The 13402-nt window shown below is 58.6% G+C and carries 10 protein-coding genes; 6 read left to right on the top strand and 4 right to left on the bottom strand.

Features of this window, described 5'->3' with window-relative positions; translation table 11 throughout:
- Positions 1-5: 5 nt before the first annotated feature.
- On the bottom strand, positions 6-977 hold the full coding sequence (locus RBB76_RS09300) for a glycosyltransferase family 2 protein (protein ID WP_429627700.1): 972 nt from the start codon (positions 975-977) through the stop codon (positions 6-8).
- 262 nt (positions 978-1239) lie between these two features.
- On the opposite strand from RBB76_RS09300, the gene RBB76_RS09295 reads away from it, so the two are divergent.
- Complete coding sequence (locus RBB76_RS09295) at positions 1240-1749, top strand: Hsp20/alpha crystallin family protein (RefSeq protein WP_429627701.1); 510 nt, start codon at positions 1240-1242, stop codon at positions 1747-1749.
- A 524-nt stretch (positions 1750-2273) separates the two neighbouring features.
- Here RBB76_RS09295 and RBB76_RS09290 read toward each other — a convergent pair.
- On the bottom strand, positions 2274-3002 hold the full coding sequence (locus tag RBB76_RS09290; protein ID WP_429627702.1) for a YoaK family protein: 729 nt from the start codon (positions 3000-3002) through the stop codon (positions 2274-2276).
- A 258-nt stretch (positions 3003-3260) separates the two neighbouring features.
- Between RBB76_RS09290 and clpB the strand changes: the two genes are divergently transcribed.
- A complete protein-coding gene (gene clpB, locus RBB76_RS09285; protein WP_429627703.1) occupies positions 3261-5918 on the top strand; it encodes an ATP-dependent chaperone ClpB in 2658 nt (885 codons plus the stop codon).
- Positions 5919-6161: 243 nt separating this feature from the next.
- Here clpB and RBB76_RS09280 read toward each other — a convergent pair whose 3' ends face one another.
- Positions 6162-7742 carry a glycosyltransferase family 39 protein gene (locus RBB76_RS09280; protein WP_429627704.1) on the bottom strand — a complete coding sequence of 527 codons (1581 nt, stop codon included), beginning with the start codon at positions 7740-7742 and terminating at the stop codon, positions 6162-6164.
- A complete protein-coding gene (locus RBB76_RS09275) occupies positions 7739-8785 on the bottom strand; it encodes a UbiA prenyltransferase family protein (RefSeq protein WP_429627705.1) in 1047 nt (348 codons plus the stop codon). The genes RBB76_RS09280 and RBB76_RS09275 overlap by 4 nt, the downstream gene beginning before the upstream one ends.
- Before the next feature lie 160 nt (positions 8786-8945).
- Here RBB76_RS09275 and RBB76_RS09270 point away from each other — a divergent pair, with 160 nt between their 5' ends.
- The 4 genes from RBB76_RS09270 to RBB76_RS09255 all read left to right on the top strand — a co-directional run bounded on the left by RBB76_RS09270 (position 8946) and on the right by RBB76_RS09255 (position 13324).
- The gene (locus RBB76_RS09270; protein ID WP_429627706.1) at positions 8946-10658 is read left to right on the top strand and encodes an NAD(P)/FAD-dependent oxidoreductase; all 1713 of its coding nucleotides are present in this window, start codon (positions 8946-8948) and stop codon (positions 10656-10658) included.
- A 1-nt stretch (position 10659) separates the two neighbouring features.
- Positions 10660-11049 (top strand): hypothetical protein, encoded by a 390-nt coding sequence (locus RBB76_RS09265; RefSeq protein WP_429627707.1) that lies wholly within the window; start codon positions 10660-10662, stop codon positions 11047-11049.
- A 107-nt stretch (positions 11050-11156) separates the two neighbouring features.
- Positions 11157-12101: a cytochrome b/b6 domain-containing protein gene (locus RBB76_RS09260; protein ID WP_429627708.1), complete on the top strand. Its 945-nt coding sequence runs from the start codon at positions 11157-11159 to the stop codon at positions 12099-12101.
- A complete protein-coding gene (locus RBB76_RS09255; protein WP_429627709.1) occupies positions 12098-13324 on the top strand; it encodes a molybdopterin-dependent oxidoreductase in 1227 nt (408 codons plus the stop codon). The genes RBB76_RS09260 and RBB76_RS09255 overlap by 4 nt, the downstream gene beginning before the upstream one ends.
- Positions 13325-13402 lie beyond the last annotated feature (78 nt).

Genomic DNA, 13402 nt, shown 5'->3' with positions numbered 1-13402 from the left:
GGCGGCTAGAGGGAAGACTCGGTTTGATTCGTGTTGCCCTTCACCCGCCACTTCGATTTGGTGACGATCTCGGAGGAGATGTACCACGGGCGAAGGAGAACGGCGAGGGCAGCGTTGCCGATGGTGTGGAGATATTGCCTCTTGGCGAAGTGTCCGACGGCGGCTTTGTAGAAGATCTGTGAGAAGTCGACTCGCTCTTCGTCGATTCGGCGCTTGAGGGGATACTTGCGGCGGAGGGCGAGGAACTGCTCCCAGGTGAGCTCGGGTTGGTTGCTGCGGCGACGGAGCATGGAGTCTTTAAGCCAGCGGACTTTGATTCGGGTGAGGCGAGCGCGGGAGATGGAGGCCGAGCCGCCGTGGATGCGGTAGTCGAGGAGGGTTTCGGGCTGGACGAGGATCTTGTGGCCCTGCTCGGCGAGGCGGTTCCAAAGGTCGATGTCTTCGGCTGGCCAGAACTCCTGCCGGTATCCTCCTGCGTTTTGAACGATGCTTTTGCGAAGCACGACGGCGGGATGATTGAAGCCGATGAGTTTGTTGAGGCGGACTTTTTCTTCGAAGTCTGCGTGAGTGAATAAGAAGGAGTTGTCCTTGCCGATGACTCTTCCACTGGCGTCGATATGGCGGACGAGGCTGCTGGCGACGGCGAGCTCGGGGTGATCGTCGAGAAAGGCCAGCTGGCGCTCGAGGCGATTGGGATGCATGACGTCGTCGGAGTGCATGATGAAGACCCACTCGGAGGAGGCGAGCTCGATGGCTCGGTTGAGGGTGTTGGCCGTGCCGGCGTTGGCCTGGCTGAAGACTTTGACGCGGGGATCGGTCTGGGCAAGAGACTGAGCAACGGCGAGCGAGTCGTCGGTCGAGCCGTCGTCGACGATGATGAGTTCGAAGTCGGTCCAGGTCTGGCTGAGAGTGCTGGCAATGGCGTCGTGGAGGAAGGGCTGAGCGTTATAGGTGGGCATTACGACAGAGACAGTCATTCGCTAGCCCTCTTGCTGCTCGGAGGATTGTAGAGCACGGAGAGTGGAGTAGGCATTACACCTGTGAGTCATGGGTGTCTCCTATTTGGTTTGAGTTAAAGCCTCCGAGAGAAATAAGTTGTTACTTTTGAGTAAGATGTAAATATGAGCGATTTATTGTCAAATTATATGCAACAATTGAAGCTGGTTCGCGTCTATACTAGTGCGGGGCGGTTTTGAAGGCTGCTCCCGAGACATTCAAGTATCTGAATAGGAGGGTTTTATGACAACGATGACTCGATTTGTGCCGTTGCGGACGCCTTTTGAAGATGTTGCAGGGTTGCAGAAGCGGTTGAACTCGATCTTTAATGACTTCGCGGGATCGGCGGAGGGCTCGAACGCGGGCTTTACTCCGGCGGTGGATGTTTATGAGGACGCGGACAAGCTGGTTCTGAAGCTTGAGATTCCCGGCGTAAAGCAGGAAGATCTGGACATCCGTCTGGAGAACCAGACGCTGGTGATCAAGGGTGAGCGGAAGTTTGAGCAGGCCGAGAAGGCTGAAAACTTCCACCGGATCGAACGGCGATTTGGAAGCTTCGTTCGGAGCTTTACTCTGCCGCAGACTGTGAACACGGAGGGTGTAACAGCCTCTTCGGACGCTGGCGTACTGACGATCTCACTGCCCAAGAAGGCAGAGGCGCAGCCGAAACAGATCAAGGTGCAGGTGGGCGGCTCGAAGCAGGTGGGGGCTGGCGACAACAGCAAACAGGTTGAAGCTCACACGGCTCAGTAATAGCTTTGCCGATTTCTTGAAGGGAAGGCGAGTGCCTTCCCTTTTCTTTTTCGCGAAAGTTATTGCGAGTGTGGTTACTAAAGAGACCTAAACAGCTCTATGCGCAAAGTGCTATAAAGTCCGCCGGGAAGCAGGCGCACTGTACGCTCACGGTGCGAGCCTGTTGAAATTATCACTCTCTCATCGTTCGCCGCACCTTTCCGTCGATTTCTACTGGTTCTCGCGCCTGAACAGGAGACGCGAACCGACGAGTATGGCAGCCATGTCGGCAATACGGTTTTCTGGGACGGTACTCACGCGGGGCTGGATGAGATGCGGCGAATGATGCCTGAATGCCACATTACTTGTTGCGTGAAGCGGCCCCAAGCCGATGGGACGCTCAGTCCTGCCAGTGATTTAGAGAGGCCAACGCTCAAGATAGACTATCGCGGCGGCGAAGTGGAGTATGTCGAAACAGCGTGACGTCGACCGAAGGTCTCCTGGGTGTGAGGGTGGTTTGAAGGATTCGGCTGGGACTATAGAAGCTATTTCGAAGGGACGGTGTTGGGGGCTGCGACCTGGGGCGATTCGGGCTTAGCGGCGCGGCGAAGGTTGCGGAGAGCTACGAAGAGAAGCAGCGGTTCGGTGAGCCAGAGGGAGCGGTTGGCGAGATGGGGCGCGGCCCAGGCTCCTAGAGCGGCTCCGGTGAGGAAACAGAGGGAGATGAGGCCGAGTTGGAGGCCCTGGGCGCGACCTTTTTCGCGGGCTTCGGGCGTGCCGGAGGGGTCGAGTGCGTCATAGACGCCTTCGATTGCGTCGCGCAGATTGCCGGTGATGAAGGTGGAGTTGAAGGAGAACCGGTCGACGCGGCGGAAGCTGGCGACCTGGAAGGCGGCGACGTAGGCGACGATTGCGGTGAAGGGGATGTCGGGGAAGCTTGACGGCACCCAGCCCAGGGCAAAGAGCGCGAGGATCTCGAAGGCCAGGGCGATGATGGCGGCGCTATGGTTGCGTGTGCGCAGATGACGGGCCGAGACGACGCCGGCGAAGAAGCCCAGGATGGGCACGAGATGAGGAATGACGTCTCGCCACTGGTGGCCGAGGAGCGTGATGCCGAGGAGTGCGACGTTTCCAGTCATGGAGTTGGCGAAGACACGGCCGTGGTTGAGGAAGACGAAGGAGTCGAGGAGGCCGCCGGTGCTGGCGAGGATGAGCGCATCGGATAGAGTGCTGGACTCGGGGGTGGTGTTGAGGGTCATGAGGATCGTGGACAAGTCTATTGTCTATGGGGTGTCTGTCGGTCGCGTCTTTGATGTCGGGTCTTTGATCCTTGCTTTTTGATTTCGGCGTCACGGTTGTCCTTTGTCGGGACGTCTTAAAAAGCGATGGGTGGGGAGAGGCACGGTGGTGGATCTGGCTGCGGTCCAGATGTGAGTGAGTTATTATCAGATTTCGCATCTTCTGGTGATTTCAGGCGTCTAATTTAAGCGAAAAGCTCAAATTTGTTGAACTGGTTGAGGAGATAGAGATTTATGGCGATCAAATGGGATCGGTTGACGGTGAAGTCGCAGGAGGCGGTGCAGGCGGCCGGTGGGTATGCTGCCGAGAACGGCAATCCGGAGGTGTTGCCACTGCATCTGATGGCGGCGTTGCTGGAGGACCGCGAGGGAGTGGTGATCCCGGTGCTGGAGAAGATTGGGGTGCCGGTGGAGCAGTTGTTGTCGGGGGTGAATTCGGGGATTGCGAAGCTGCCGAAGGTTCAGGGCGGGGGGCAGCCCGGGTTGTCGAATGCGCTGCAGAAGGTGCTGGAGCAGGGGTTCAAGGAGGCGGAAAACTTCAAAGACGAGTTTGTGTCGACGGAGCATCTGCTGCTGGCGCTGTCGAAGGCAAAGAATGATCCGGTGCAGCTTGCGCTGGCGGCGCTGGGTGGAACGCATGAGGCGATTCTGAAGGCGCTGAGTGCGGTGCGGGGGAGTCAGCGGGTGACGGACCAGAATCCTGAAGGGAAGTTTCAGGCGTTGGAGAAGTATGCGAAGGATCTGACGGATCTGGCGCGGCGCGGAAAGCTCGATCCGGTAATTGGGCGCGATGAGGAGATTCGCCGTGTGGTGCAGGTGTTGAGCCGGCGGACGAAGAACAATCCGGTGCTGATCGGCGAGCCTGGGGTAGGTAAGACCGCGATTGTCGAAGGGTTGGCGCGGCGCATTATTCAGGGCGATGTGCCGGAGATTTTGAAGAACAAGCGCGTGTGCTCGCTCGATTTGGGCGCGATGATCGCCGGGGCGAAGTTTCGCGGTGAGTTTGAAGACCGGTTGAAGGCGGTGCTGAAGGAGATTGAAGAGTCGAACGGTGAAGTGATTTTGTTCATCGATGAGTTACATACTCTCGTAGGTGCCGGAGCTAGCGAAGGGTCGCTCGACGCCAGCAATATGTTGAAGCCTGCACTGGCTCGCGGAGCGCTGCGTGCGATTGGCGCGACGACGCTGGCGGAGTACAGGAAGTACATCGAGAAGGACGCTGCGTTGGAGCGACGGTTTCAGATTGTGTTTGTCGGCGAGCCGAATGTCGAGGACACGGTTGCGATTTTGCGTGGTTTGAAGGAGAAGTATGAGGCGCACCACAAGGTTCGGATCAAGGATTCGGCGATTGTGGCTGCGGCTACCCTGTCGCATCGGTATATCTCGGATCGCTTTCTGCCGGATAAGGCGATCGATCTGGTCGATGAGGCTGCAGCGGCGTTGGCGATTCAGATCGGCTCGGTGCCGGTGGAGATTGACGATCTGGAGCGAAGGGCGACGTCGCTCGAGATTGAGCGCGCAGCGTTGAAGCGGGAGAAGGATGCGACGTCGCAGGAGCGGCTGGAGGTCGTGGAGCGTGAACTCGCTGAGGTGAAGGAGAAGGCCGCGGGTCTGCGCGCGAGATGGCAGAAGGAGCGCGGCGCGATTGGGAAGATTGCGGAGCTGAAGGAAGAGTTGGATTCGCTGCGGTTCCAGATGGGAGAAGAGACGCGTAAGGGAAATCTGCAGAGGGCAGCGGAGTTGCAGTATGGCGAGATTCCGAAGCTTGAGGCGGAGCTGCGCGAGTTGACGGCGGAGCAGGATGCGGCTGTTCGCGAGGATGAAGCTGAGGCGAAGTCGGGAGTGGCGACGCGGCCCTCGCGGATGCTGAAGGAGGAGGTCGACGAGGAGGATATCGCCGCGGTGGTGTCGAAGTGGACGGGGATACCTGTCTCGAAGATGCTCGAAGGAGAGATGCAGAAGCTGGTGCAGATGGAGGATCGTCTGCGCGACCGCGTGGTTGGGCAAGATGAAGCGCTGAATGCAGTGGCGAATGCGATTCGGCGTTCGCGCGCGGGTTTAAGCGATCCGAAGCGGCCGATTGGCTCGTTTATTTTTCTTGGGCCTACGGGCGTGGGTAAGACGGAGACGGCGAGGGCGCTGGCGGAGTTCCTGTTCGATGACGAGGCTGCGATGGTGCGGATCGACATGAGCGAGTACATGGAGAAGCATGCGGTGGCGCGGTTGATTGGCGCGCCTCCGGGGTATGTCGGGTATGACGAAGGCGGTCAGTTGACGGAGGCGGTGCGACGCAGGCCGTATGCGGTGATTCTGTTTGACGAGATTGAGAAGGCGCATCCGGATGTGTTCAATGTGCTGCTGCAGGTGCTCGATGATGGGCGGCTGACGGACTCGAAGGGAAGGACGGTTGATTTCAAAAATACTGTTCTGATCATGACGTCAAATGTTGGTGCGTCGCAGTTGTCTACGGCGTGGGCGCAAGGTGAGGCTGGATTCGAAGACGCGAAGGGACGCGTGATGGATGAGTTGCGTAAGCACTTCAAGCCTGAGTTCCTGAATCGCGTGGACGATATTGTCATCTTCCATCCGTTGGGCGATGAGCAGCTGACCCACATCGTCGATCTACGGCTGAAGGATCTGCAGAAGCTGTTGGCGGATCGAAAGATTACGCTGGAGCTGACCGAGGATGCGAGAAAGGCGATCTTCAAGGCCGGATACGATCGGGCTTATGGTGCGCGGCCTCTGAAGAGAGCGATCCAACGGCTGGTGCAGGACAAGCTGGCGGTGAAGATTCTCGATGGCAGCGTTCTGCATGGCGATCACGTACTGGTGACGGCTGGGAAGAATGGGCTGGAGTTCGTGGTGCAGGGGCGCGAGGCTTTGGTGTCCTAACGACGTCGTAACAAGGAGAATGGCCCACCTTCAACGGTGGGCCATTTTTTATGGGGCCGACTGTACGGCTGGGTGGTGATAGTTCGCCGTGAGAAAGCGCAGCATCGGTTTCTCCACAAAGCCGATGGCGATGAGCGTGGGCGCTTCTCTTGATTGCACTGCTGATGCGGCTGGCTCGGCGTGTCGGATCCGATGACGCTGTGGTCGCGTAACGGTGTCATGGTTCGGCGGGGAGCTGCGACGTTACTCTTGTTTAGTTGTGAATTGCACGGAGGCGGCGTCGCCTCCCATGGCGGGGCCAAGCGGGGTGATGCTGGCGTGCGCGGCTGCCAGGGCTTGATCGGTCCAGTTCCAGCCGCTGTGCAGCAGGACGAAGACGTGGTCGCCGGGTTCGGCGGAGAGTTGCTCATAGGGCACGATTGGGAAGCCGGTGAAGCTGCGCATGTGGAGTGCGGTGAGAGACTCGGTGTCGCGTTGGCTCCAGAGCAGCTCCTGGTTGCTGGAGTAGACGAGAGCCATGCGGGATCGCAGTTCCGGGTCGGGCGCGTAGTAGCTGGCTACTTCGAAGGTGCCCATCTCCTGAAGGTAGAGCAGACCGCTGGGACTGGAGAGAATGGCTGCTTTGATCTGCGGGCTGAGGGTGAGCGAGGTCATAAAGGCGTTTGTCTTCGCCTGCTCTGCGTGAATGCGGATTGCACCGATGACTACGATGGCAATGGCGAGCGTGCAGAGCGTCAAAGCCGCCATGTTTTTACTGCGAAGCAATGGGAGTGCGGCGAATGAGAGGAGAACGCTGAGAGCGAGCATAGCGCCGAGGACGTAGCGAACTTCGATGGAGTGGGTTACGAAGAAGGCCAGCAGAAAGCCGAAGAAAGGCAGCGCGGCGAGGACGATGAGGAAGACAAGCTCGGCGTTCGGGAGTTGAAGATCTTTGCCGCGCAGCTGGCGAACGCTGCCGATGATGAGCAGAGCTGCGAAGACGACGAGGCCGATGGCCGCGAAGTGCTGGATGCTGAGACTCGCCTGGGTGTAGTTCATAAAGAGCGAGCGATAGGCCTGGGTAATGGCGTGATAGCTGACTTCTCCGGCGTTGTAGTAGTTTCTGCGGAACTCTGCGGCGGATCGTTCGAAGGGAAGTGCAAAGGCGACGCAGGCCATGCCGATGAGGATGGCTGCGACGACGGGGAGATCGAAGCGGCGGCGCTCGATGGTGCGGAAGAGTTCGGCAGCGCAGAGGGGGAGGAGTAAGAGGACGCCGAAGTAGTGGGTGTTGAGTGTGAGCGCAATTGCCAGTGCCAGAACGATGAGCGAGCCGGTGCGCTGCGATTCGCGGCGGGTTGCGGTCTGCCAGCTCAGCATGGCGAGTCCGTAGAAGCCGAGGAGCAAACCGTAGGGGCGGCCTTCGGCGGAGTAGAAAAAAATGGCGGTTATTGCTGGAAATGCCATTGCGAAGAGAGCAGCATGCTCGTTGGCAACTCGGCGAACGAAGAAGAACAGGCAGAGCTGCATGAGGAGATAGCCGAGCAGCGAGGGAAGTCTGAGGGCGAATGCTCCTGCGCCGAAGGCTTTGATGGAGAGGAAGGCCAGGGTGTGGTAGACGAGGGGGTCGAGCGAGATGGGGTAGTGGCGCTGAATGTGAAGGAGCTGAGCGTAGGTGGGCGCGCTGTCGGTTTGGAGGACGAAGATCTCGTCCTGTGACATGAGTTTGTGGTGTGACCAGAGGAGAGAGATGACTGCGGTCAAGATCAGAAAGGCGATGGCCGTCCACGGTAGGCTGAGATTGTCTGTGGTGCGTTCAACACTGGATTCTTGAGACGGATTCATATCTGACTAATGATACGAAGTTGCAGACCGGGCCTGGGTATATATGTAACGGGAGCGGGTTGAACTGCTGCGGGGGTGGTGGAGGGCAGTGTCGGGGTGAAGAATATCTCGAGACGTGGGATGCGGATAAAGAGGAGAAGGCCCATCACCAGCGCGGTTGCGGCGAAGGAGGCCATCAGCAGGGGCTCGCGGTAGAGCTTTTCGGGGTTCTGTACGGCGCTGTCGTGTTTGAAGGCGAGTTTGAGGTAGATGGCCATGGTGAAGGCGACGAGGGGAAAGCCGAGGATGAGCTCGATGCGGTACCGGATGATGAAGGCGCCGAGAAAGAGCATCGCCGTGGAGGCGTAGAAGACGACCGATACGAGTAGCGATTCTGGCGTGTAGCGCTTGAAGGAAGCGCGATAGGCTCCTGCGACGGTGCGGTCGCCGATTTCGGAGAGTTCGCTGAAGCGCTTGAGGCCCATGAAGTAGCAGCCGAGCATCCAGTAGGCGATCAACAGAGAGACCGGCGGAACGAGGACGCTAGTGACCGCGTACCAGCCGAGCAGCATGCGCAGAGGATTATTAATGGACTCGGTGAGGACGTCGAGATAAGGGACGTCTTTGGTGCGGATGGGTGGGAAGTTGTAAATGCAGCCCATGATCCAGAGAACGAGCGCGACGAGGGCGAACATGCGAGAGATGGTGAGGCCGATTGCGATTCCTGCCACCATCATCAGGAGCCATTGTGCGTAGGCTGCGGGGATGTTGACGAGTCCGCGTGCAGCGGGGCGATTACGCTTGGTTGGGTGGAGGCGGTCGAAGGGCGCGTCGAGGACTTCGTTGATGACGTAGTTGCTGCAGGCGACGAGGGTCACTGAGAGGAACGCCAGCACCAGAGTTAGGAAGAGCTGGGGAGTGAGGAGCGCGGGCGAGACGCTGAGAGGTACGATGACGCCGGGCAGAACGAAGAGATTCTTGATGGAATGATCGAGTCTGGCGATGGCGAGGTGGGCTCGAAGGCGCTCTGACAGGGAGACGTTGCGCAGGGGAGGCTCGGTCATGTTTAAGGTAGGGGCTCCTTCGCAGCTTGCCTGTTGGGTACGGGCACAGTGTAGCAAATGGAGATGAAGGAAGAAGACGACTTACGAGCTATAGCAGCATGAAGATTGTTACGATAAGCTTTAGTTCGGCGCGGCTTACGCGTCTGGAGGAAGCAGACGCATGTCGCGAAGAGCAGTAATTATCGGTGCGGGACCAGCGGGGCTGACTGCGGGGCTGGAGCTGCTGAGGCGTTCGGATGTGAAGCCGATTATTTTGGAGGCGAGCGAAGAGATCGGGGGGATCTCGCGCACGATTAAATACAAAGGCAACCGGATGGACATCGGCGGTCATCGGTTCTTTTCCAAGAGCGACCGTGTGATGCAGTGGTGGGTCGATCTGATGCCGCCAGAGGTGGAGGGTAGTGCGAGCGGGGCTCCGGCGGCTGCTCCGGAGATTAGTTATCAGGGAAAGAAGCGGGTCGTGGTGGTACCGGCGCACCTGAAGGAGGAGCCGGTGTTGCGCGGGGTGGGGCCGATTCTGCATCACGTTGAGGAGGAGGATGCCGAAGACGGGACACCGGAGGCAGAGGAGGCAGTGGCTGCTGCGGTGGTGACGCACGAACCGGAGGATAGCGATCTTGTGATGCTGATTCGTCCGCGCAAGAGCAGGATCTATTATCTGCGAAAGTTTTTTGATTATCCGATTACGCTGACCGCGACGACGTTAAAGAATCTTGGATTGGTGAAGACGTTTCGCGTTGGCGTCAGTTACATGAATTCGCAGGTGAACCAGATCGCGCCGGAGAAGAGTCTTGAAGACTTCTTGATCAACCGGTTTGGGCGACAGCTCTATCTGACGTTTTTCAAGAGTTATACGGAGAAGGTTTGGGGGACGCCTTGTGACGAGATTTCGGCGGAGTGGGGCGCGCAGCGGATCAAGGGATTGAGCCTTACGACGGCCGTGAAACATTTTTTGAAGAAGGCGTTTCGTGGGAGTGCGAAGGGCGGGGATCTGGCGCAGAAGGGCACCGATACGAGTCTTATCGAACGCTTTATGTATCCGAAGTTTGGGCCGGGACAGCTTTGGGAGCATGTCGCGGATCTGATTCGCGAGGGCGGCGGCGAGATTCACATGGGGTGGAAGGTGGATCGGGTTCACTGCTCGATGGAAGGCGGCGTGAAGCGGGTGGTGTCGATCGACGCGGTGAATGCGAGCGGAGAGCGACAGACGTTTGCGGGAGAGTATTTCTTCTCGACGATGCCGATGCGGGAGTTGGTGGAAGCGTTGGATGCTCCGGTGCCGGAGAATGTGCGCGAGGTGAGCGCTGGGCTGCAGTATCGGGACTTTATTACGGTGGGGCTGCTGGTGGACCGGTTGAAGGTGAAGGAACCGGATGGCGGGCTGCTGAAAGATACGTGGATCTATGTGCAGGAGCCAGATGTGGTACTGGGGCGGTTACAAATATTTAATAACTGGAGCCCGTACCTGGTGGCCGACCCGGCGAAGGTGTGGATTGGGTTGGAATACTTCTGCTATGACACGGACGAGCTGTGGAAGATGGCGGATGAGGATTTGAAGAAGTTCGCGATTGCGGAGGTCGCGAAGATCGGAATACTGAATGCGGAGGATGTCTCGGATGGGCACGTGGTGCGGGTACCGAAGACGTATCCGGCTTACTTCGGCACGTATGACCGGTTCGAGGAGTTGCGGGAGTTTACCGATGGGTTCGAGAATCTGTTTCTGGTGGGGAGAAACGGAATGCATAAGTACAACAACCAGGACCACAGTATGTTGACCGCGATGACGGCGGTGGATGGTATCGTGGCGGGACATGTAGATAAGGCTAAGCTGTGGGGGATCAACACGGAGCAGGAGTACCACGAGGAGAAATAGATTGGGCAAGATTCTGGTTGGGGGAACGTTGCTGCTGGTGATCTTCGTGGGGGTTTTCCGGCAGAGGATATTCCTGCGGGATCCGCTGGGAAAGATGGAGCGGAACGGTGTCGCGGTGGATGGGGCGAGGCTGTTTATCAATTTTTCGAATGATGTGCTGGTGGAGGAGCCGGGGACGGAGCGGCGATATCTGGTGCAGGGGTGGAGCGGGGTGCCGGGTGTGCCGCAGATTCTTGGCTGCGTGCAGGGGTTGGCTTGCTGGACTGACGCCGACCATGCCGCTGTCTATCCGTTGGATGGGCGTGGGGCCGGAACGCGCGCGGTGATGAGCGCAAAGGAAGTTACGTTTGTGGATGAGACGGGTGCGCGGGTGCGGGTGCAGTTGCGGTAGGGCTCCGGATAAGACGCAGGAAATAGTGGGTAACCTTTGGCGCGAAATGGGCTCTAATTGGCGGACGCTTCTGCGTAGCCGATGCTGTGCGGCAGGATGGAGTTCGAATGCCTGAGAAACCAAAGGATAAAGGGGAGCCCCTCGAGACCGGGAAGCCGGTGCCCGAGGCGATTCCAGAGACTTTGCCGGCTCGAATGGACGGGACGGAAGTTCGAGCGTCGGCGGATGAGCCGGTTGTCGCCGTTGTTTCGGCGGGCTCGGAGCCAGCAACTACGTCCGTCCCCACGAATCCGGTTGTCGCGGTCGTTAGCGAGATCATCGAGCCGGCGGTGGCGACGATTCGGTTGGAGAGGAAGCATCCGCTGGCGATTCGATGGATGCATTGGGTGAATTTTCCGGTGTTGTTCACGATGATCTGGAGTGGCCTGCTGATCTATTGGAATGACTCCGACAATGCGTACCAGCATCCGCATGCGGTGTACCGGGTTGGGGTGGGGTCGCTGACGCTGGTACGGCTGTTTCCGCCGTGGTTCTGGAAGCTGATGAATGCGCCGTATCGTGTGACCGAGGGGCTGGGCTATCACTTCTTTTTTATGTGGGTCTTTGCGATCAATGGGATCTTGTATGTGTCGTATCTTCTGATCTCCGGGGAGTGGCGGGTGCTTGTGCCGGAGCGTAGATCGTTTATGGATGCGATCCAGGTGACGCTGGTGGATCTGCATTTGCGTAAGGGGTTGCCGCCGCAAAAAAAATACAACGGGGCGCAGAAGATCGCTTATACATCGGTGGTGTTGATGGGGCTGGGGTCGCTGGTGACGGGGCTTTCGATCTATAAACCGACGCAGGTGCACTGGATTACGACTTTGCTGGGCGGTTACGAGATGGCGCGGTGGGAGCATTTCTGGTTGACGATGGGCTTTTGCGCTTTCTTTATAGTGCATGTGGGGCAGGTGATTCTTGCGGGGTGGAATAACTTTCGCTCGATGGTGAGTGGATATGAGATTGTTCCGGCGGCGAAGGCTTCGCTGGAAGAGGAAAGGAGGGTGGGATGAGCGATGGGCGCGAGGAACGGGAGGAGCAGGAGCAGCGGCGGAAGTGGGAGAAAGAGAAAAAAGACCGGGACGATGATCTTGATCGCGACTGGGAGCGGGATGGAGAACGAGAGCGGAGAGATTCGCGCGCGGTCGAGGTAGAGGCGTTGGATGCTGCGGTGCGGGCGCAGTCGGGGCAGAGGACGCGGCGAAGTTTTCTGGTTGCGGCTGCTGCGGCGGCTGGAGGGTATGGGTTTTATCGATGGCTTGATCGTAGTCCGATGAATATGCGGCTTCAGGAGCCGTTGCGGCATATGCTTCGGGTTAATGCGAAGGTGTCGCGGGCGATCTTCGATGAGCGAGGGTTGGCGCCGACGTATCCGGTTGCGAAGTCGATGGAGCTGCGGACGAATGGGAACTACGGGTTGAAGATGGATCTGGTGCCGGAGAGCTATCGGCTGCAGATGGTGGGAGTGGAGAACGCTGGACGGCTTCCTCAGTATGTCGACGACGTGACGGCGTGGGAGTATCAGTATCGGGTGAAGCAAGAAGCTGGGCCTGTGGAGCATGATACGAAGGTTCGTCCGAAGAGCGAGGACTCCGCCGGGAAGGCGGACCCCAATGGGGATGCAGGTGCTGGGTTGGGACCGATGATGAAGGGCGGCCCGGCGAGCACGATGGTGGGTAGTCGCGCGAAGGGCGAGGCGCAGAAGATCTCGCCGGAGCTTGTGGCTGCGATGGAAAAGATGAAGAGGCGGCCGCGTGGGCAGGAGGAGGCAGGGATGTCTCGCAATACCCTGATGCCGGGGACGCCGGGGCTGCTGCTGAAGATGGACGAGGTGACGAGTCTGCCGCATCACGAACTGGTGACGGAGTTCAAGTGCATTGAGGGGTGGAGCCAGGTGGTGCACTGGGGTGGGTATCGGCTGGCGGATTTGATTGCGAAGTTTCCACCAGCGAAGAAGGCTGATGGGTCGTTGCCGAAGTATGTGTATATGGAGACGCCGGATGGAGATTACTACTGCGGGTTTAGCCTGCAGGCTTGTCTGCATCCGCAGAGTTTGCTGGCCACTGAGATGGGGGGACGGCCGCTGGCGCAGTGGCACGGCGCGCCGATGCGGCTCCATATGCCGATCAAGTACGGTTACAAACAGATCAAGCGGATTGGGCTGATCGCGTATACGGATAGCCTGCCTGATGACTACTGGACCAAGCTCGGGTACGACTGGTACGCAGGGCTCTAGGGCTTATGTCCTGCCGGACGGGCCTCCTGCGCGGAGGGCGGTCACTTCGTGACTTTTATACCTTTTTCGTTTGATCGA

The sequence above is a fragment of the Tunturiibacter psychrotolerans genome, from assembly GCF_051013365.1.
GTDB classification, from domain to species: Bacteria; Acidobacteriota; Terriglobia; order Terriglobales; family Acidobacteriaceae; genus Edaphobacter; species Edaphobacter psychrotolerans_A.
The sequence above is the reverse complement of the archived record's forward strand: the minus strand, read 5'-3'. Positions and strand labels throughout refer to the sequence as shown.